Annotated in this window: 14 protein-coding genes; all 14 read left to right on the plus strand. The window is 37.6% G+C overall.

The genetic code is table 11. From position 1 onward, the window contains the following. The first annotated feature begins 22 nt into the window (after positions 1 to 22). The 14 genes from ABES03_RS14370 (at position 23) to ABES03_RS14435 (ending at position 22111) form a co-directional block, all read left to right on the plus strand. Positions 23 to 922, plus strand: a complete 900-nt coding sequence (locus ABES03_RS14370) for an ABC transporter permease (protein ID WP_430118039.1) — start codon at positions 23 to 25, stop codon at positions 920 to 922. Between the two features lie 14 nt (positions 923 to 936). Next, entirely contained in the window at positions 937 to 1836 is a 900-nt protein-coding gene (locus tag ABES03_RS14375) for a carbohydrate ABC transporter permease (RefSeq protein WP_430117978.1), read from the plus strand. A 191-nt stretch (positions 1837 to 2027) separates the two neighbouring features. Continuing rightward, entirely contained in the window at positions 2028 to 3692 is a 1665-nt protein-coding gene (locus ABES03_RS14380; protein ID WP_430117980.1) for an extracellular solute-binding protein, read from the plus strand. A 132-nt stretch (positions 3693 to 3824) separates the two neighbouring features. Continuing rightward, positions 3825 to 5681: a sensor histidine kinase gene (locus tag ABES03_RS14385; RefSeq protein ID WP_430117982.1), complete on the plus strand. Its 1857-nt coding sequence runs from the start codon at positions 3825 to 3827 to the stop codon at positions 5679 to 5681. Next, positions 5674 to 7203, plus strand: coding sequence for a response regulator (locus ABES03_RS14390; RefSeq protein WP_430117983.1), 1530 nt, complete (start codon positions 5674 to 5676; stop codon positions 7201 to 7203). The genes ABES03_RS14385 and ABES03_RS14390 overlap by 8 nt, the downstream gene beginning before the upstream one ends. A gap of 207 nt (positions 7204 to 7410) precedes the next feature. After that, on the plus strand, positions 7411 to 10599 hold the full coding sequence (locus ABES03_RS14395) for a cellobiose phosphorylase (RefSeq protein ID WP_430117984.1): 3189 nt from the start codon (positions 7411 to 7413) through the stop codon (positions 10597 to 10599). Between the two features lie 16 nt (positions 10600 to 10615). Beyond that, positions 10616 to 11959, plus strand: coding sequence for a glycoside hydrolase family 30 protein (locus ABES03_RS14400; RefSeq protein WP_430118041.1), 1344 nt, complete (start codon positions 10616 to 10618; stop codon positions 11957 to 11959). A 97-nt stretch (positions 11960 to 12056) separates the two neighbouring features. After that, complete coding sequence (locus ABES03_RS14405) at positions 12057 to 14996, plus strand: carbohydrate binding domain-containing protein (RefSeq protein ID WP_430117986.1); 2940 nt, start codon at positions 12057 to 12059, stop codon at positions 14994 to 14996. Positions 14997 to 15424: 428 nt separating this feature from the next. Further along, positions 15425 to 15736, plus strand: a complete 312-nt coding sequence (locus tag ABES03_RS14410; RefSeq protein WP_430117987.1) for a hypothetical protein — start codon at positions 15425 to 15427, stop codon at positions 15734 to 15736. Between the two features lie 197 nt (positions 15737 to 15933). Continuing rightward, a complete protein-coding gene (locus tag ABES03_RS14415; protein WP_430117988.1) occupies positions 15934 to 16323 on the plus strand; it encodes a hypothetical protein in 390 nt (129 codons plus the stop codon). A gap of 410 nt (positions 16324 to 16733) precedes the next feature. Continuing rightward, complete coding sequence (locus tag ABES03_RS14420) at positions 16734 to 17231, plus strand: MarR family winged helix-turn-helix transcriptional regulator (RefSeq protein ID WP_430117990.1); 498 nt, start codon at positions 16734 to 16736, stop codon at positions 17229 to 17231. A 24-nt stretch (positions 17232 to 17255) separates the two neighbouring features. After that, positions 17256 to 20339: an MMPL family transporter gene (locus ABES03_RS14425; protein WP_430117992.1), complete on the plus strand. Its 3084-nt coding sequence runs from the start codon at positions 17256 to 17258 to the stop codon at positions 20337 to 20339. 980 nt (positions 20340 to 21319) lie between these two features. After that, complete coding sequence (locus ABES03_RS14430) at positions 21320 to 21715, plus strand: VOC family protein (RefSeq protein ID WP_430117993.1); 396 nt, start codon at positions 21320 to 21322, stop codon at positions 21713 to 21715. A 24-nt stretch (positions 21716 to 21739) separates the two neighbouring features. Continuing rightward, on the plus strand, positions 21740 to 22111 hold the full coding sequence (locus ABES03_RS14435) for an MmcQ/YjbR family DNA-binding protein (RefSeq protein ID WP_430117995.1): 372 nt from the start codon (positions 21740 to 21742) through the stop codon (positions 22109 to 22111). Positions 22112 to 22357 lie beyond the last annotated feature (246 nt).

Here is a 22357-nt window from a genome sequence, read left to right on the forward strand (position 1 = left end):
AAAAAAAGAAAAATTTAAAAAAGTGTTAAGAACCATAGCTGCTCAGAAATATTTGCACATTATGGCTATCCTCGGTGTTATTTGGATGATTATTTTTAATTATATTCCTATGTATGGCTTGATCATCTCTTTCAAGGAATTCAATATTGTCAGGCCAATTTCGGAAGCACCATGGGTTGGATTGGACCAATTCAAGGAATTTATTCAAGATGATAATTTTATGATTGTCTTAAAGAACACCCTTGGTATTAGCTTTATTAAGTTACTCATCGGTTTCCCGCTTCCAATTATTTTTGCACTGATGCTTAACGAATTAACTTCGTTAAAGTTAAAAAAGGCTGTTCAAACGATTACCTACTTACCACACTTTTTATCTTGGGTAGTGTTAGGTGGAATCTTAACAACATGGCTAGCAGACATTGGTCTTATTAACGATATTTTAATGAACCTCGGACTTACTTCCGAAAGGGTCAACTATTTAGGAGAACCGGATAATTTCTGGTCTATAGTAATCATTTCAGATATTTGGAAGGAACTTGGATGGTCGGCCATTATTTATTTAGCTGCCATTGCCGGTGTTTCTCCAGAACTATATGAGTCCGCTACGATTGATGGAGCCAGCCGTCTTCAAAAAATGTGGCATATTACCCTGCCATCAATAAAGCCTACGATTACCATTCTTTTTGTCCTTGCCGTAAGTGGAGTGCTTAATTCCAATTTTGATCAAATTCTAGTTCTTCGTAACTCTTTAAATGAAAGCGCTAGTAACGTAATAGACACTTATGTTTATAAAGTGGGTCTTCAAAATGCAAGATACTCGTATGCAACAGCAGTTGGATTGTTAAAATCAGTTATTGCTTTCATATTGCTAATAGCTGCTAATAAGGTAACAAAGAAGCTAAATGGCACAACACTATTCTAGGAGGTGATGAAAGCATGTTTAAGATTTTTAGATTAAACAGACGAACGAAGAAAGAGTATATTTTTGACAATATCAACATCCTTCTCATGCTCTTGATATGCGCCATCACCATCTATCCCATCTGGTATGTCATTATCAATTCCTTTAATGAGGGTATGGATGCCATGAAGGGCGGCATTTATTGGTGGCCAAGGGAATTTACCATTGAAAATTATAAAGCGGTTTTTGCTAATCCAGGGATTGTAACATCATTTGGGGTCACGGTTGCTAAAACGGTAATCGGAACAGCCATTCATGTGTTTTTTACAGCAATGGTAGCCTATGCGTTTTCTAGAAAAGAGTTAATAGGCAGAAATATATATATGTTTATTGGAGTTATAACAATGTTCTTTAGCGGAGGGTTAATTCCCTATTTCCTGCTAATCAGAGATTTAGGTTTATATGATAATTTCTTAGTCTATATTGTTCCAGCTATGTTTAACTTCTTTGATCTAATCATATTTGTTTCCTTCTTTAGAGAGCTCCCTGCCTCTTTGGAAGAAGCAGCAAAAATTGATGGCGCGAACGATTTTATGATCTTCCTTAAGGTGATTATCCCTTTGTCTATGCCAGTTATTGCAACTATTGCGTTATTCCATGGAGTTTACCAATGGAATGATTATTTCGCAGGAGTCATCTTCGTAAATAATCCTGACTTGCAGCCGATTCAAACCTACCTTTACAAAGTTGTGGCGGAGTCGAGTTCAAATCAGATGTTGGTGAATGCACCAGGAGGAATTGCAGCAAAAACAGTAACCTCCCAATCCATAAAACTAGCAACAATGGTTGTAACCACCTTGCCTATTATGCTGGTGTATCCATTCCTGCAAAAATATTTTGTTAAAGGAATGCTGATTGGTTCTGTTAAAGGATGATTTATTTTGGTTTAAATTTTCTCCCTTAGGAGATGTTTAAATAAATACTAAATGCGTTACAATTCTTCACTCTTTTTATACAGTTTCAGAGTTATAATGATGGGTATCGACTTGAATAATAGCTTTGTACTACATAAAAAGAGTGGCAGTTGTATCGCCAAAAAAAGACAAATTGATGAGAGGGGTTCAGCATGAAAAAGAATTTTTGGTCCAAAAGTTTCATCTTAACACTGGTTTTAGCACTTTTCTTAGCTGTAATGACAGCTGGATGTTCTTCGAAGACAGATGAAACCGCTTCCTCAAAAGAAAAGAAAGAAAATAAAACAACAGCTTCGGCAGATGAGCCAGGCTGGAAGAAAGATACATCACCGATTACCTTTGATTGGTATGTAAACTTTTCATGGTTTACTGGTAAATGGGGTGATGATGCCGTTTCAAAATATGTAACAGATAAAACAGGTGTATCAGTCAACTTCATCTCTCCAGCGGGGAATGAAGCAGAAAAAATGAATACAATGATTGCATCAGGTCAACTGCCAGATTTCATCACACTCGGCTGGTGGGAAGATGCAGTTAAGAAAATGATTGAAGGAAAGCTTGTACTTCCTTTAAATGAACTAGCAGATCAATATGATCCATACTTCGTTAAAGTTACAGACCCAACTAAGATTGAGTGGTTTAAGCAGGAAGACGGAAATACCTATGGTTATCCAAATGCTTCTTCGTCACCAAAGGATTTCGAAAAGTATAAAGACCTTAAACCATCAAACCAAACATTCTTAGTAAGAAAAGATATGTATGAAGCTATCGGTAGTCCTGACATGAGTACACCAGAAGGATTCTTGAAAGCACTTGAAGCAGTAAAAGAGAAATATCCAACTGTAAACGGAGCACCACTTATTCCATTCGGATTAAATGAATTTACTGATGTAGGGAATACTTCTTTAGAAGGATATCTTCAGAATTTCTTAGCTATTCCAATGGAAAAAGACGGAAAACTTTATGATCGTACGAAAGATCCTGAATACCTTCGCTGGTTAAAGACGTTCAGATTAGCGAATGAAAAAGGACTGTTATCTAAAGATATCTTTATTGATAAACGCCCTCAAATGGAAGAAAAGATTGCGCAAGGCAGATATTTTGCTATGTTATATCAGCGCAGTGACCTTGCAGCACAAGAACAGGCCTTATATGCAAAAGATCCAAATTCTGTTTACATTGCAGTAGATGGTCCTAAGAATTCCAAAGGTGACGAGCCTACCCTTGCAGGAGACGGCATTTCAGGATGGACGGTTACGTTAATCTCTAAGAATGTTAAGGACAAGGAAAGAGCCATTAAATTCTTAAGTTATTTAATTAGTGAAGAAGGACAAAAGGATTTATACATGGGTAAAGAAGGTCTTACCTATGATATGGTGAACGGTAAACCAGAATTTAAGCCTGAAGTTCTAGATTTATTAAACAAAGATCGTGCTGGTTTTGACCAAAAATACGGTGCTTCATTTAAATATTGGATGTTAATGGATACCAATATGAGCCTTGATTGGGCTCCGCCAACTGCGGAGCCAGCTAAACAAATGGAAGACTGGACAAAAGGAAAAACAGTTAGCTTTGCAGCATTCGACGGTATCAGCCCTACTGGTACATCACCAGAAGGGATTGCAGCAAGCAAAATTGCCCAATTATGGGGTAAAACTTTACCAAAACTATTACTAGCTAAGTCAGATAAAGAGTTCGATTCAATGTTTAAAGACTTCCTGAAGAAACGTGATTCTTACGGTTTAGATAAGGTTGAAAAATACCAGCAAGAAATGTATGAAGCAAACAAGAAGAAGTTAGAAGTTGGAAGTAAGTAATCATAATCCAGACAGAGGCTGACCCCATATGGGGGAGTCTCTGTTTGCATTTTTTATTTATTCTTGAAAATCATTTGTTTTTAGGTGTGAAAAAATTATACTAGAAATATAGTAAACTTCAGGGGGATCATCATGGCATTTTCCATCATTCATAGGCTAAAGTTGTTAATAGACCGATTGTCTTTGCAAAAAAAATTAGTCGGTTTATATATTATTATCATTATGATTCCAATTATGACCTTTACCCTGAGGTATACCCATCAACTTTTCGATAGTGCATTAAAAGATGTTGAAAACAAAAATGAACACATGTTAGAAATTGAAAAAATTCATATCTTGAACAATATTGAAACCATAAGACGAACAGCTCAAATGATCGTTGCAGATCGTTCATTTATAGATTATGTGAAATACCGCAATGACACCAATATTAGTGATTTAATAGATTTTAATACGAAATCAATCTCCAATGTTAGTAAATTGCAGTTTAACAACCCTACTATAGAAAATATTCATGTCTATACTTCCAACCCTTATATCACCGAGATGTGGCCCATTTTGTTTCGGGAAAAAAGAATTTTAGACAAGCCTTGGCTGAATGAGGTGAATGCCCTTAATGGAACGGAATTATGGTGGTTTGAAGAGGATAAAGATATTCTTGGCAGGCAGACCTCGAAAAACCAGTCTAAAATCTCATTATTGAGAGAAATAGAATATCCTAAAGATGAGCATCTAGGCATTATAGAAGTAGACATGCTCCTGTACAATTTCTTTCCGAAAATGTTTAGCTCCGTTAAGGAGCCTACTTCTGAAATGATTGTAATTGATGCGAAAGGAAACATCATTCAAAATCCCTATAATAATTTCTTGAAAGAAAAGCAAGTCAATCTAACTAATTTAAAGAAATCGTTTGAAGCAAATAAGAAAAAGACAAACAATAGTTTTCTTTTTAAAAATGAAAACACAGAATATATGGTTGTATCCGTTTACATTGATGGGATAGACTCCTATATGTTAAATTTGATTTCTTTAGAAGGTATTTATAAACAAATTACTAAAACAAGATATATGGTTTTAGTAGGGATTGTTGTTTTAATCATTATTTTATCCCTGCTTACCAATGCTTTAACTAGATTCCTTTTAAAAAGAATGATGGAATTGATTGAATCCATGAAGAGAGTAGAAAAAGGGGATTTTTCCGTAAATGTGGATATAAGTGATCACAATGAAATAGGACAGCTCGCTACTCATTTTCGTAATATGTTAAATAAAATAAATGAATTAATAACAGAAGCAGTCAATAAACAGGCTGCTAAAAAAGAAGCAGAGCTAAATGCCTTAAAAACTCAAATTGATTCTCATTTTCTATACAATACTTTAGAAAACATAAAGATGATGGCCGAAATTGAGGGTAATTATCAGATTTCAGATTCAGTTACCTCCTTAGGTGAGATGATGAGGTATAACCTAAAATGGAAAAATGATGTAGTATGTTTGAAAGAAGAAATCGAACACATTAGAAATTATATTAATATAATGGATTTGCGATTGGATGGAGGTTTAACGCTTAAAGTGGAGGTTCCACCTGATCTAAAAGAACAAGAAGTTTTAAAGATGTCCCTTCAGCCTATTTTAGAAAATTCAGTGAAACACGGGATAAGACCCAATTTATTAAAAGGGCCAGGGATTATTGAAGTTAGAGCTAGAATAGAAGAGGAACATGTATTTATAGAAGTGGAAGATAATGGTGTTGGCATGACAATGGAACAAACAGCCAGCTTACACAATAAAATGACCTCTGACAATCCAATAACCGAAACGGATAAGGGAAAAGGAAATGGAATTGGACTTAGAAATCTAAACGAAAGAATTACTTTATTCTATGGAAATGATTATGGAATAGAAGTCATCAGTGTTCTTGGCGAAGGAACTACTGTCATAATTAAACTGCCATATAGAAGCATCAAGGGAGCGGGACGCAATGTATAAGATTTTAATCGTTGACGATGAAAAGATGATTCGTTTGGGAATAAAGGCAATGATTGATAGAGAATTTTCAGACGTTTTCACAACTGAAACAGCATTTGACGGAATGGATGCTATTGAAAAGATTCAGAATGAAAAAGTCGATATTTTAATCACTGATATAAAAATGCCGAGGATGGATGGTATTTCACTCATTAAAGAGATTCAGTGTATGGAGATTCCTATGCCTGCTACTATTATTCTTAGTGGATTTGATGACTTTGAATTTGCAAAAGCAGCTATTAAATGTCGGGTGAAAGATTATCTTTTAAAACCTGTGAAACGCCATGAACTTTACCAAGATTTAAAAGATATCTTAAATGAACTTAAAATCAATAATCAGATGGCTTTTCAGCACCTGGATGAATTTCGAGCAAATCAGTTAAATTATATCTTATTGAACCCCAACCTTGATGAAGGCAAAATTTTGGACCTATGCAGCAATATGCAAATAGAAGCCTATATGGATGGATTTCATGTGGGGGTTGTGAAAAATTGTAAAAAAATTGATGGCGAGGGTCTGCTAGGAAGAATTAAGGATTTCTTTAAGACAATGACAGAGCATAGTAGTGATGTTGTTTGTTTTCTAGATAAAGATGAGCATGTTGTAGTGATAACAAAGGAAAATAGATTCCTTGAATTAAATGAGTTCTTAGGGAAACAAAAATATTTTAGCTATTCGATAGGGGTTAGTGACAAGAAGCAGAAATTAAAATCTTTAAGAGAGGGGTATGAAGAGGCAATCTTTTCTCTTAAATATCACTTCCTATTTCCAGCAAATCAGATTGTTTTCTATGAAAATGTAAAAGGAAAACCTACTAATTTAAACATCCCTATAGATTTACTGAAAAAAATTGTTAATATGATTGGTACGGAACGAGAGCAAGAAATAAAATCATATCTTCTAAAAGTACTCGATTATGATAAAATAGCGAAAAGTAATATTACGTATATGGAAGCACTAAGTAAAGAAATCAACCACATTCTTCTTGAAAGTACACTTACTAAAATAGGGAAAGAGTCCAGTGATGTTACATGTCTGTATGATAAGATCCAAGATATTTACAACTTTGAAAATTTTCATGCGTATTATCAAGCCGTTGAAGAGTTGTTGCTTCGCTTACATGAATATCATAAAAAGCTAAGACAAGTCTATTCAGAACAAAAATATATGGATAAGGCATTACATTATATAGAAGAAAATTTTTCAAAGGATCTAAATCTTGCTGTTGTATCCAATTATATTTCTCTTAATTACTCTTACTTCAGTCATATGTTTAAAGAATATACAAATCAAAACTTTGTCGATTACCTGAAGATGATTCGGATTAATCATGCTAAAAAACTATTAGCAGATTCAGAGTACAAAGTGTTTGAAATCAGTGAAATGGTTGGGTATAAAAATCCAAAGCAATTTACGAGAGTCTTCCGAGAAATTGAAGGAGTATCCCCAACAGAATATAGGGAACAAAAAATGTACAGGTGAGCGACTTAGCTCATCTTTTTTTGTTTTTAAAGGCTTTCCCAGATACATTTTTTACTGTTTCTAAAATATTGACACCTGATACAAAATTCACTATCTAAAGAAGATTTTCTTTCAACGATACAATAAGAATGAAAGGAAAAACTCTATTTGCAAACAAATGATTACGCTTTCAATCTACTAAAAATACATACATCGAGGTGCAGGAATATGGCGAATTACCGATTTAATGAAGAACAGTATTTTGTTATTGATCAATTTGATCAGGCAAAACCGTTTTCTAGCTTCCTACCAGGTCTAGCTGGTTTATACGGCATTCCTATGTGGTCGTTCTATGTCAATCGCGGTCAGGGAATTGTTAGCTTTGGAATAAAGGATAAAAATAATGCGATTACAGAGTTTTATCCAGCGAACCAGGCTTATGAGCGAGTATCAACGAATGGCTTTCGTACCTTTGTAAAGGTGAAGGACTCTAGCGGAGAAGTCATTTTTGAGCCATTCACGACCTATCGCCCCTATGAAAACCCAACAAGAAGAATGTTTATTAAGGAAAACGAGTTAAAAATAGAAGAAATCAATCATGAACACGGCGTGAAAACTATAGTAACCTATTTCACTATGCCTAATGAAAACTATGCTGGGCTTGTTCGTAAAGTTGAACTAATTAATATCTCGGACCGTACTTTAGATTTGGAGGTAGTAGATGGTCTCCCTGCCATTATACCTTTTGGGGTGGAAGACGCAGCCTATAAAGCAGTAGGAAATACACTAAAAAGCTGGATGGATGTTTTTAATTTAGATAAGAAAATTCCATATTACCGTGTAAGGTCTTCTACAAATGATACAGCAGAAGTAGAAGAAGTAACGAAAGGACATTTCTATTTAAGTTTTATTAACAATGGAGAGCTATTGGAACCTATCGTAGATGCAGATCTGATTTTTGGATTTAACACTGCTAAGACCTATCCAACGGAATTCGCTGCCCAGTCGGTTGATGCCATTATTTCTAGTAAACCTATTACTGCTAATAAGGTGCCTTGTGGTTTTTCCGGTTTTTCTAAAAAACTAAATCCACGAGAGCAGGCAACCCTATACACGCTTATTGGACATGTTATGGACATTGAAATTATCAATGAGAAAGCGAAGGAAATAACCTCAACGGATTATATGGAGAGAAAATTTCTTGAGGCTAATAAACTTGTTACTGATTTGACAAGTGACATCTTCACAAAGACTAACGACCCATTATTTGATGCTTATTGTCAGCAAAGTTATTTGGATAATATTTTACGAGGAGGTTATCCAGTCCTTCTTCCTACAGAGCAAGATCCCTTTGTTTATTATGTATTTTCACGTAAACACGGAGATTTAGAAAGAGATTACAACTTTTTCTCCCTTGCTCCTGAGTTTTTCTCCCAAGGAAATGGAAACTTCAGGGATGTAAACCAAAATCGGAGAAATGATGTATTTTTCCATCCTGAAATAGGAGATTACAATATTAAATTATTCATGAGTCTCATACAAGCAGATGGGTATAATCCACTAGTCGTGAAAGGGTCTGGTTTTGAACTTGAAGAAAAAACGAAACTAGATTGGCTGCAGGCTCTATTTGAACATTCTTCCGATTATGATTACATCTTTAAGAAGTTACAAAGGGCCTTCACACCTGGGGATTTATTGCAAACCATAGTCGACAGAAAAATTTCCCTGACCACTTCATTGCCAGAGTTTTTAAAAATCATACTCACTAGGAGCAAGCAAACTACAGTGGCAGAATTTGGGGAGGGGTACTGGATGGATCACTGGACCTACAACCTTGATTTAATTGAAAATCATTTAAAAATCTATCCGGAAAAGAGAAGCCAGCTATTATTTGAGGATGATAGTTATCGTTATTTCTCTAGCCCTGTTTTTGTTAAGCCTCGTTCAGAAAAGTATGTGCTAAAAGACAATTCTGTAAGACAATATAACGCGATTGTTGAAGAGCATCATGAGCAAACAAGTAATTGGTTGAAGTCTCAAACGGGAGAAGAGTATACAACCAATTTATTTAGCAAACTATTTACGCTCGGTCTTGTTAAGTTTGCGACCCTTGATCCGTTGGGAATAGGCATTGAAATGGAAGCGAATAAACCAGGCTGGAATGACTCAATGAACGGATTGCCAGGATTATTGGGTTCAGCATTAAGTGAAACCCTTGAATTAAGAAGGGTCCTAGAGTTTATTTTAACTACTTGTAAAACAGAAAGCCGTTCGATTTCTCTGCCAGTTGAAGTCCATCAGTTGCTTTTGGCTGTTATGGAAGGTTTGCGTAAATACAACATTCAAGAGTTTGATCATTATCACTACTGGGATTATATAGCAACAGCCCGTGAACAATACCGTGAAGATGTAAGGAATGGCTTCAGAGATGAGGAAGTCTTCCTTTCATTAAAAGAGCTAGAAGCATTTACGAAGGAATTCCTTCTTAAGGTAGATGAGGGAATTGAGAGAGCTATCGAATTAGGTAATGGCCTTGTTCCAACTTATCTTTACTATGAAGCTACAAGCTACGAAAAAATCATAGGGGAAAATGGAGTGGAGATGACCAATGAACAAGGACTTCCTTATGTAAAGGTAAATGGCTTTAAGGTACACGTCCTTCCTCATTTTCTTGAAGGACCAGCAAGAGCGTTTAAAATAACTTCACCTGAAAAAGCTAGAAAGATGTATCAGGCAGTCAGAGAATCAGATATCTTTGATTCCAAACTCCATATGTATAAAACCTCTGCATCACTTGAAATGGAAACCTTTGAAATTGGCCGTTCAAGAGCTTTCACACCTGGGTGGCTTGAACGTGAATCCATCTTTATGCACATGGAATTTAAATATCTTCTTGGCGTGTTAAAAGCAGGGCTATACGAGGAATTCTATCAAGACATAAAGTACGCACTCCCGCCGTTTATGAATCCTGAAGTATACGGGCGAAGTGTATTGGAGAATTCTTCGTTTATTGCAAGCAGTGTAAATCCGGACCCAAATGTTCATGGACAGGGATTCGTGGCAAGACTTAGTGGAACAACAGCCGAATTTTTGACGATGTGGCAGACGATGATGATGGGGAAAGAAGTATTTTCTGAAAAAGAAGGAAGTCTTATATTACGTCTGCAGCCGATTTTACCGGATTGGTTATTTGATGAGAATGGAAAAGTCGAATTTTCTTTCTTAGGGCGAACTCTAGTAACCTATCATAATCCTAAACGGAAAAACACGTTTGGAATCGATGGTGTTTCAATCAAAAAGTATATTCTTTATGGTAATGACGGTGCAGTTACGATCAATACTGTAAGGATTGAAGCTCCATACGCGCAGATGATAAGGGCGGGAGAAATTAATAGAATTGAAGCATATTTAGACTAAATAGATTGGGATGATTCTGGTGAAAGTAAAAGTCATACAAACGGCTAAAAACACAGGAGATCAATTGGCAGAAAAGGAAACACCGTTGGTTACCACGGGTGTCCCCTTACAGGGAACAACTACTTTGCGACTCGATTTAGAGAAAAGCTACCAAACGTTTATGGGATTTGGAGGTGCATTTACTGAGGCAGCTGCCTACACTCTGGCACAAATTACGGATGAGGATCGAAAACGAGTGATAGAGAGCTATTTTAATAAAAAAACTGGACTCGGATATACATTGGGACGAACTCATATTCATAGCTGTGATTTTGCTTTGGAGAATTATACGTATGTTGAGGAAAATGATGCTGAGTTGAAGACCTTTTCCATTGAGCGGGAGCAAAAATATGTCTTGCCTTTAATCAAAGATGCCATGAAAGTAGGAGGGCAAGAATTAACACTTCTTTCCTCCCCGTGGAGTCCGCCTGCATGGATGAAAACAAATAATGAGATGAATCATGGCGGTAAGCTTAAGCCAGAGTACTTTTCTGCTTGGGCGATGTATTACGCAAAATATATAAAGGCGATGGAAGCAGAAGGAATTCCTATATGGGGTGTCACTGTCCAGAATGAGCCTGAAGCAACTCAAGTCTGGGATTCTTGCAGGTACACTGCAGAGGAAGAAAGAGATTTTGTGAAAAATTACTTAGGACCTATATTGGAGCAAGAGGGGCTGCAGGAGAAGAAAATTATTATATGGGATCATAATCGGGACATCGCCTACGAACGTGCAACTACTATATTGTCAGATTCTGAAGCCGCAAAATATATATGGGGAACGGGAATCCATTGGTATGTTTCAGAGGAATTCGAGAATCTATCGAAAATTCATCAGGATTTTCCAGATAAACATTTAATCTTTACGGAAGGCTGTATAGAAGGTGGTGTTCAGCTAGGGGTTTGGCATACCGGTGAACGTTATGCTCGTAACATCATTGGAGATCTTAATAATTGGTTGGAAGGATGGATTGATTGGAATCTGGTTCTCAATGAAGTGGGAGGACCTAATCATGTGGGGAATTACTGCGATGCACCTATCATTGTTGATACAAAAACAGGTGAAATTCACTATAACAGTTCCTATTATTATATTGGCCATTTTAGTAAATATATCAAACCTAATGCAGTACGAATTGGATTTGATCTGGAGTCGGAAACATTAAAGGCAACTGCCTTTAGAAATGAAAATGGGTCACTTGCTGTTGTCATTATGAACCCCTGTGATCTGCCAGAATCAGTCACGATAGATTTAGCAGGAGAGTTTACAGAGGTAAGGCTTCCAGAGCATTCCATCACTACATTACTAATAGAAAATTAGATAAAGAGACTTTATAAATTACAGATTGTTCGCAAGGGAGGTGATACTTTTAATAACTAAACTTTTTATTCTATTAGAATTAGAAGGAGGAATGGGCTTGAAGAAAAAATTAGCGATAATAATGAGTGCCATGCTGCTTATGCCGGGAAACCTATTGGGAGCAGAAGCAAGCAGTAAACTACCATCAAATGAGAAGGCTCAGCAAAACGAGTCGAACAAATCAGAATGGTCACTAGTTTGGTCAGATGAATTTAATGGAACAGAGATTGATCACACCAAATGGAGCTATGATATTGGGAACTGGATGAAAGATAGCGAAGGAAAGGCAATCACGCCAGGTTGGGGAAACAATGAAAAGGAATATTATTCTGATTCTAAGGAAAACTCCTATGTTCAAGACGGCAAGCTCGTAATTAAAGCAAAAAAAGAGCAGGTTTCAGACGAATTAGGGACATACGAATATACATCAGCGAAGTTAAAGACAAAAAACCTTTTCAGTAAAAAGTATGGACGTTATGAAATTAAAGCAAAGCTACCAACTGGTAAAGGCCTATGGCCAGCGATTTGGATGCTTCCAGAAGAAGATAAATATGGTGCTTGGGCTGCTTCAGGAGAGATTGATATTGCCGAGGGCTGGGGTAGCAGACCAAATACTGTAGCAGGAACGATCCATTATGGGGAGGGTTGGCCCAATAACAAATTTATTGGTAAGGAATATACATTGCCTAAACAAAGAGGAGTAGATAAGTGGCATACGTATGCGCTGGAATGGGAGCCGGGAGAAATTCGATGGTATGTGGATGGGGAACTATATGAAACTCAAAACAAATGGTACTCCAAAGGAAAAGATAATGCAGCAAAATATTCTTTTCCAGCACCATTTGACCAAGAATTTTACTTAATTATGAACCTTGCAGTGGGTGGTAACTTTGATGGCGATCCTGATGCCACGACCAAATTTCCAAGCCAAATGGAGATTGATTATGTCCGTGTGTATGATTTGAAGAAGAGGGAATACCGTGAACCAGTTGAACCTGCTCTAGAGCCAGTTGTTTTACCTGACAATGCAAAACAACCTTTGGTAGATGGGAATTTAATCTATGATAATCAATACGAACAACCAGTAACAGACATTGCGCAGTCGGATATAAATTTGAATCCGCTTTATTGGAATTTTGTCCATTTACCGGATTTCGGTGGTTCAGGCTCAGTTAGTATTGATCCAATAAATGGGGTTAATTTTTCAAAAATTATGATTGAAAATCCTGGGACGCAGTTGTATTCCCTACAGCAGATTCAAAACCTTTCACTAGGCAAAGGTGGAAAATATAAAGTGAGTTTTGATGCGAAATCTACAGCTGCCAGAAATATGATGGTTAAGGTTGGAGCTGGGGCTTCAAGAGGCTGGGTCAAATATTCCAATGAAGAAACCTTTATACTTAGTGACCAAGTTCAAACCTATGGATTTACGTTTGATATGTTAAATGACACAGATCTTGAATCAAGACTTGAGTTTAATTTAGGTGGCAATGGGACAAGCCCTGTATGGATCGGAAATGTTCGTGTGGAAGATATTACAGGATTAGTTGAAGATGATGATGCCGCAAAACAGCCGCTTCCCGATGGAAATCATGTCTATAATGGGACGTTTGATCAAGGCCGTATGGACCGAATGACTTATTGGAACTTTGTAACGGCTGGTGCTTCAGCAACACCATCAGTGAATGAGGCAACACGGGAATTACATGTTTCCATTCAGGATGGCGGTGCGAATCCCGATGCCGTACAGGTTAACCAAAAAGGAATGTATCTTGTAAAGGGAAATGACTATAAAGCAACCTTTAGAGCAAGAGCGGATGAACCGCGGACCATCCAAGTGGATTTCAAGAGTCAAGACGGGGAGACAAGCTATTCCGGTCCACAAACTATTGAACTTACGCCTACAATGGAAGAAAAAACAGTCACCTTTACAATGCCTAAAACTATAACTGATTCGAATGGACAATTTGTTTTTAACTTTGGTGGCCAATCTGCGGATGTGTATTTGGATGATGTAAGATTATTTAAGACCTCCGATGATGTTGATTATGGCAATATAGATTTATTCCCTCTTAAAAATGGAAGCTTTGATGAGGGCCTAAGTAATTGGAGCAATTATGTTCATTATGATGCAAGTGCACAAATTACTGCCGATAATAGCGAGGCAAAAGTGGCTATAGGAAATGAAGGTAATGAATCGTGGAGCGTTATGCTTCAACAGGAAAACATGAGCCTAGCAAAGGGAGTAACGTATGAAGTGTCCTTTGATGCTCGCTCTACCAAGCCAAGAGATATCGAGGTAACGGTTGAGAATGCTCAGTACAATCGATATTTTGATCAAAAGGCAACACTTACAGATCAAATGCAGTCGTATGTATTTGAATTAAAAATGAGGGCAGATGATCTAACTGCGATTAAATTTCAATTAGGAAAGTCATCTAGTTCACCATTAGGTGCCCATGATGTATTTATTGATAATGTCGTACTCAAAGTAAAAGGCATGGAGCCGCCTGTTCCAGATACTTCTACTGCTGGAGTTGATAATGGAACCTTTGATCAAGGGACTGATCATTGGTCTTCCTGGTGGGGTGACCAGTGGAGCGGGTATGCTGGGGGTACTATGACCTCTGAAAATGGTAAATTAAAGGTAGATATTACGCAGGTTGGGGGAGCAAGCTATTCGCCTCAAGTTTTTCAAAAGGACTTGCTATTTCAGAAGGGAGCAAGTTATACGATTGAATTTGATGCAAGTGCTGATATAGGCAGAAAAGTGAACGTTAATATTGGAAAAGAACTCACATCTGATCCATGGTTTATCTCCTATGCTCCAACAAAAACCTTTGATTTAACAAGCGAGATGAAGCGGTACAGCTTTACCTTTATAATGACAGAAGACACCTTCTCTGATGGGAAAATTGTTTTCGAACTAGGAAACATCGCCGGTGGAAATGCAGCCACCACCGTATACCTTGATAACATAAATATTAGTCAAAATTAGTGCTGGGGGGTCGGTTCTGCTGGATCTTTGATATAGGGAAGACCCTACAAAGCCAAAGAACCGCCCCTGTGGCATCCCCCAGGAAAATGCTCAAATTTTGTCGAATAATAGGTGATTGACAAGTTTAACCGAACATGAAATTATTATATTGAAAACTTCACTTTACCTCTAGCACTTACCCACAATTTTTAACCCCATTGAACACATGAAACCCCTAAATAATGAAAACAACTAGTGAATTATGCCAACGTTTCTGAACAACCACCTAATTGAATCTTCACATTTTTCTACGATAACACCTTTTTTTCATGCAGTTTCAACAAAAAATGTTTTAATAAAAACCTGAAAGGAGTGATAAACAAAGTATACTATACTATCATTTTAAGACATTTCTAGTATTTATATTTAATTTTGAAGGAGGAAAAATAATGGGTCACGATATTTATGGAGTCAATAAAGAAGGAAAAGAAATTGCTTATGCACGTTTTAGCATGGGGAATTATAATGCTACGATACTGTACAGCTTACTTGAGGCAGATAAATACTATGCAGGAGTTAGTGGGTCAGGAGATTGGTCTACCTTCTCAATACAACAAATTGAAAAGGCTTTGAATGAGTACAAACAATTGTATAAAAATGGTGATACTCAAAATTGGGATCTAAAACAAATCCTAGATTTTATACAAAACTGTTTAGCAACAGCAAAAAAAGAAGAGAGTGTTAAAGTGTATTTTGGCTAAATAAATAGTTTTGAAATGTAGATTCCATTCTTGTAAACCTGCAATCTTCCCCTTAACTTTTCACCATTTTAAACCCACGATCATGCCGTCTTATAATAACTTCCTGTTAAAGTGATGAAACAAAAATAGATATTTAATAACTAGAATAAATGGGAAAGTTGCCGTGAAATCCGATGATATAAAAAAGGAGCGGTAGTATGAATGCAGTTCTGAGTAAAATTGCCAAAGGCGTCACTGTGTGTTATGCAGAGATTTTCCCCAATCAAAACAACGATTTTTTTCCCTTAGATTGTATGGGAAAGCTATTTTTGGTCGCTGACTCATATTGTATGAATCCAGATTGTACATGCCATGAGGCAGTACTTCATTTTCTACAGGTTTATCCGAGAGAAGAAAGTAAAGCTGACAGTTTTATGATCAGGTATAAACTTAACGGAAGAGGATACAAAATTCATGAACGTGGCAAATTCAATAAACGCGAAATACAGGCCATCGTCATGCATTTTACAGCCGACGAAACGATTCTAAACCTATTAAATGAACGGTTTAACGATATGAAGGAAAAAGCAAAAGAAATACTAAACTAATAAAATTTATAAATAAATAATCAACCCACCCAGTCTAGTGATAACGGGTTTACTTACAGGGTGCACAACTGTAAAAGTAGGTCCAATCTCTGATTTATTCTCACCATTTTATTCACATGAAAAATCACATTAGGATTTGTCCTTCATAACCCGGATGAAGGACATTTTTCATGTTATTCAACCGATTTTTGTCCTTCATAACCCGGATGAAGGACATTTTTCATGTAGTACAACCTAGTTTTGTCCTTCATAAACCGGATGAACACACGCAATTGATAAATATTACTCATTTATGATGTTTTTCAAGATATCTTTTAATTGACAAAGTGGATAGTAAATTTTACGATAGATAGCACACGATGTATCTTGCGGGATATATCGTGTGCTATTTTTTTGAAAGGGGTTAATAAATGGAGGAAAGAGCCGTTTTTATTCGTGAATCTATTGATCTATTACAAAGTTATCTAATGAAAAGTCTTCAGCAACATTCCGAAGAGCGTGGTGTCACTATTCCCCAAGCAAGAGTAATTGGAGAAGTGTTTGCTCATAAAAAAATCAGTATCAAGCATCTTTCTCAAAACCTTAAAATGACCCAAAGTACGGTTTCAGATATCGTTGAACGACTTACTTCAAAAGGGCTTCTTGTGAAAACTCCTAACCCTAAAGATAAACGTTCAGTGGAGATATCACTTTCCAATGAATTAGCAAAAGGAATAAATGAAGACATATCTGATATCGCAAATAAGTCATTACTAGGTGTATTAAATCAATTAAATCCAAGTGAACAAGAGATAGTTGAAAAGGGCATGAGATTATTGGTTTCTGCTGTTAAGGAAAAAATGGCGGCAGAAGGAATGGATAATCGTGAATTCTTTGATGTTTTATACTTTCCTGAAAAAACAAAATAAATATTAAATAACGGAGGATTTAAGGTGAGAAAGATTATTAAAGGCCGCTGGGCTATATTTTCAATTTGGCTGATTGCGACGATTGTACTTACAGTCATTCAACCGGACATCAATGCAATTTTGCGGCAAAAAGGGCAGCAAGGAACGAGTAATGACAGCCCTTCAGTAATGGCGGATCGTATCTTGAAAAAGATGGATACAACGAAAGGGACGAACAACCTTATCGTTTTTTACGATAAAAATAAAATATCAGATGACGAAATGGAGAAAATCGGTGATGCGGTAGAAACCATTCGCGAGAGCGGTGCAGAACTTGGTATTGCTAACATCATGGATCCCTTCAGTATCCCCGAAGCCAAAAGCTCTTTAGTATCTAAAGATGGTACGACACTTATGGTGAGCTATAAGCTGGATAAAAGAGGGCGAGAAATAGATGATATCCAAAAACAGATTGAAAGCAAATTGGATCATGTACCTATTGACTACTATCTTAGTGGTGAAGACTTTATCAATAATGATTATCTGAAGGCGTCACAGGCAGGTGTTGAAAAAAGTGCGGCATTAACCGTTATTTTTATTTTAGTAGTTCTTATCATTGCCTTTAGGTCAGTCGTTACACCGTTGATTTCCTTAGTGGCTGTGGCTTTTTCCTATCTTGTTTCCATGGGAATTGCCGCTCAATTAATTGATAAAGCAGGATTTCCAATAACCAGTCTTACTCAAATGCTCCTGGTCCTTATCCTTTTTGGGATTGGAACGGATTATAACATCCTTCTTTTTAATCGATTTAAGGAAGAACTATCCCATGGTCATTCTATAGATGAATCAATCTTTAACACCTATAAAACGGCAGGTAAAACAATTGCGTACAGCATACTGACTGTATTTATTGCTTTCCTTGCGCTCATTTTTGCCGAATCCCCTATCTATCGATCTGGTGTTGTGGTTGTCATCGGGGTAACTATATTACTGCTTGAAATATTGACCTTAACCCCATTTGTCATGAAGGTGTTAGGCCAAAAGCTTTTCTGGCCGTCAAAGAGTGTTATCGGTCATAAGGAAAACAAGTTTTGGGGAAGTACATCCTCTTTTGCTGTTAAGCATCCAATTATATCCGTGGTTATCATACTTTTGATCATTGGACCCATGATGTACTTGCATCAGGAAAAACTAAACTTTGATACCATTGGAGAACTTGGAAATAAATACCCTTCATCTAAAGCTATTAATTTAGTAGCGGATCACTTTGGTAAGGGTCAGGCAATGCCTGCGACTGTTGTCATCGAAACTAGCAAAGCACTTGATAATAATGAATCGCTTGCAGTCATTGACAATATAACCGAGAGAGTGAAGGGGATTAAAGGAGTGAAGCAGGTTTCATCCATCACACAACCCCAAGGTAAGCCAATTGACGGTTTTTATGTCGATAATCAAATGGGGGCTGTTACGGATGGCTTGTCACAAACTCAAGGTGGTGTGGATCAAATCCATGATGGATTGAAAGAAGCACAAGAAGGATTTGGATCGGCGGATTTTTCCAAGGTCAGTCAAATGGTGGATGGCACGGCTAAGCTTCAAGATGGAATGACTGACTTAACTGATGGGTTAAAGAGAATCCAAACGAGTATCAAGGATGGGTCAAGTAGTTCTCAAACAATTACGAACGGGCTCGCTACGATTGACAAGAATCTTTCCCAAATGAGCAATGGTGTTAGCGTGTTAGGTGATAATTATGGGAAGATGCAGGCTGGCTATGCTGAGATGGGCTCACGTTATCAATATGCCGCCCAAGAGCTTTTAAGGGTAAAAGCTGAGTTGTCGGAAATGCAATCTTTGGTAACGGCATTAGGAAGCAGTTATGGAGAGTCTCAAAGTGATAAAAACTATGTAGATTTGAAGCGAAAAATTGATGAGACATCAGCATCATTAGGTCAAATTACGCCTGAAGGAATCCAAGCATTAAATGCTAATTATAATGCAGTAACTACTGGCTTTGAAGCAGCTAATAATAATCTGACCGACATGAGCAACGGTTTAACGAAAATGGCAGATGGGTTGAAAGTGCTTGAATCTGGACTTGGTAGAGCCTCTTCAGGAATCGGCACCATCGTAACCAATATGAACAACGTCACGAATGGATTGGGTCAGATGAAATCAGGTCAGCAACAGCTGGCAGACGGTCTCAATGGATTCAGTGTCTTCGGAGAAAAGCTGTCAGATGTAAACAATGGTTTACAGCAAATCTCTGACGGACTAGGACAAACAAATGGTTACTTAACACAGCTTAATACGAATAAAACCTTCTTTATGCCAAAGGAAGCGTTGACTAACAAGGACTTTAAAAAATCATTTGACACATTCATGTCCGAAGATAGAAAAATCACCAAATTCATGGTTGTTCTGAATGATGATCCATATTCAGAGAGTGCTTTAAAAACCGTAGACAAAATCAATCAAACAGTTTCAGATGGACTTGAAGGCACCGCTCTATCAGATGCCAAGAGTGGAACATCCGGACCAAGTGCGACAACAAACGATATGAATAATGTATTGACCAGAGATTTAAATAAAACAACTACAATCGTCATTATCGGAGTATTGCTTGTACTGTTTTTTGTTATACGATCTTTCTGGACACCGGTTTTCATCACTGCGTCCCTTGTTGGGGCATACTATGCAGCCATGTTCGTCATAAACTATATTTTCATAGACTTGAAGGGGCTAGCAGGTATTTCTTCCTTCGTACCATTCTTCTCCTTTATCATCATTGTCGCTTTAGGAGTAGACTATAGTATATTCTTAATGATGCGATTTAAGGAATATCCACATTTGCCGGCTAAAGAGGCAATCGTGTTGGCTTCAAAGCAAATAGGCGGTGTGATTATAGCAGCAGTTATCATACTCGGTGGTACCTTTGCCACACTGATGCCTTCGGGTATCATCCTTTTATCAGAACTGGCGATAGCTGTTATTGCAGGGCTAGTCATCCTTTGTTTTATATTGCTTCCAATCTTTGTTCCGGCATTAATGGCTCTTCCGGAAGCACTAGCAAATTTATTTTCTAGAAAGAAGGATACGGACGTAAGTTTTGAGAAAAAAATAGTGTAAAATGCAAAAAGGCAGTCTCTCTTCGAAGGGGGAACTGCCTTTTTAAAAAGATAAGAATGTATAAAAATTTGTTACAGCCACATTCCTTGATAGTGTGGTATTTTATGCCCCCTCCCCAATGGAAAGCCCACCGGTAAATAGGGGAAGGTTCTAATGCCCGTGGTAAGGGGAAAAGCTCACGCCCGGTAAATAGGAGGAGTTTCTAATGCCCGTGGTAAGGGGAAAAGCTCACGCCTGGTAAATAGGGGAAGGTTCTAATGCCCGTGGTAAGGGGAAAAGCTCACGCCCGGTAAATAGGAGGAGTTTCTAATGCCCGTGGTAAGGGAAAAAGCGCAAGATCGGTAAATAGGGGAAGGTTCTAATGCCCAAGGTATGGGAAAAAGCGCAAGATCGGTAAATAGGGGAAGGTTCTAATGCCCGTGTTAAGAGAAAAAGTGTGCGACCGGTAAATAGAGGAAGGTTCTAATGCCCAAGGTATGGGAAAAAGCGCAAGATCGGTAAATAGGGGAAGGTTCTAATGCCCGAGCTAAGGGGAAAAGCTCACAACCGGTAAATAGGGGAAGGTTCTAATGCCCGTGGTAAGGGGAAAAGCGCAAGATCGGTAAATAGGGGAAGGTTCTAATGCCCAAGGTATGGGAAAAAGCGCAAGATCGGTAAATAGGGGAAGGTTCTAATGCCCGAGCTAAGGGGAAAAGCTCACGCCCGGTATATAGGGAAAGTGTCTAATGCCCGTGGCAAGGTTGCCAGGTTACTAAAGGCTAAGGACTTTTGTACGAGTAAGGGCGACTAGGTCTCAGTCTGCGCTTCGCTAGCCAATCTACCAGGCTTCTTGATCGGGGCTGACCAAGGCGCTTGCGCTTTTGTAATTATTGAAGGGATTTATTTCCTTAAATTACCCTATAATAGAGAAGTATAAAGGACTCTACTAAAGTTCAAACGCAACCTAGAAAAGTTCATCTTTTAAAAATTAGGAGGCAATTATGGGAAGATTAGTTCATTTTGAAATTCATGTGGATAACATGGAACGGGCAAAGAAGTTCTATGGAGAGGTATTCGACTGGTCATTTCAGGATTGGAGTGAGTATGCGGGCATGCCATACTTTGGAGCAGTGACAGGCGATGAAAATGAACCAGGAATTAATGGTGCTTTGATGCAGCGTCAAAGTGCGCCGCCTGAATCAAACCAAGCATTGAATGGGTATGCTTGTACTATGGGAGTAGAAAATTACGATCAAACAGAGGCTAAAATTCTTGAACATGGCGGCAAGGTCGCCATGCCTAAATACGCCCTGCCTGGAATGGCATGGCAAGGATACTATGTTGATACCGAGGGCAATGTTTTTGGAATTCATCAACCCGATGCAAATGCGAAATAGCATGGCAGCTAGGTGGATGGAATTATGAAAACACATGACACGGTAGGCATGCTTGAAAAGGTTCGAAGCATCTGCCTGGCACTACCTGAAGCAACTGAACTTATCGACGGTTTCGGTCACAACACTTTTAAGATCAATGGGAAATCCTTTGTGATATCAGGTGAAAGTGAGAAGGAATTCAGCCTGTCGTTCAAGTCAGATCGGGAAACGCAAGAATTATTGCTACAGAAAGAGCATTTTTACAAAACCCCGTATATAGGACATCACGGCTGGGTATCTATACAAAATCCGGTTGGAGAAAACTGGGATGAATTGAATGACCTCATTCAAGAAGCTTATTTGCGTGCAGCACCAAAGCGTTTGGTCAAGAAATGGAATGAGCTACATACAAATTAAAAAAAGGGGGGGATAATCCGCCTTTTTTTCATTTTAATCTATACCTACAAAGTCGCTATACAATATAGCGGCTTATTTTTTATGGTGCTGAGAAATATTTCTCAGCAGATGTCGACAATTTTGTCAGATTATTCTACATAAAATTACAATTATATTACATTACTGCCAATTGCATTGTTATTAGTCCATTTGGAGTATAAACTAGTAATATATTAGGAATTTGGAATTAATGATAGGTTACAAGAG

Source organism: Neobacillus rhizosphaerae, assembly GCF_050477885.1.
Classification (GTDB): Bacteria; Bacillota; Bacilli; order Bacillales; family Cytobacillaceae; genus Neobacillus; species Neobacillus rhizosphaerae_A.

Bases quoted from the DNA above. Each gene is read 5' to 3' on its own strand.
- ABES03_RS14395 (WP_430117984.1), top strand. From the start codon at position 7,411: ATGGCGAATTACCGATTTAATGAAGAACAGTATTTTGTTATTGATCAA.
- ABES03_RS14385 (WP_430117982.1), top strand. From the start codon at position 3,825: ATGGCATTTTCCATCATTCATAGGCTAAAGTTGTTAATAGACCGATTG.
- ABES03_RS14390 (WP_430117983.1), top strand. From the start codon at position 5,674: ATGTATAAGATTTTAATCGTTGACGATGAAAAGATGATTCGTTTGGGA.
- ABES03_RS14380 (WP_430117980.1), top strand. From the start codon at position 2,028: ATGAAAAAGAATTTTTGGTCCAAAAGTTTCATCTTAACACTGGTTTTA.
- ABES03_RS14375 (WP_430117978.1), top strand. From the start codon at position 937: ATGTTTAAGATTTTTAGATTAAACAGACGAACGAAGAAAGAGTATATT.
- ABES03_RS14410 (WP_430117987.1), top strand. From the start codon at position 15,425: ATGGGTCACGATATTTATGGAGTCAATAAAGAAGGAAAAGAAATTGCT.
- ABES03_RS14435 (WP_430117995.1), top strand. From the start codon at position 21,740: ATGAAAACACATGACACGGTAGGCATGCTTGAAAAGGTTCGAAGCATC.
- ABES03_RS14430 (WP_430117993.1), top strand. From the start codon at position 21,320: ATGGGAAGATTAGTTCATTTTGAAATTCATGTGGATAACATGGAACGG.
- ABES03_RS14415 (WP_430117988.1), top strand. From the start codon at position 15,934: ATGAATGCAGTTCTGAGTAAAATTGCCAAAGGCGTCACTGTGTGTTAT.
- ABES03_RS14420 (WP_430117990.1), top strand. From the start codon at position 16,734: ATGGAGGAAAGAGCCGTTTTTATTCGTGAATCTATTGATCTATTACAA.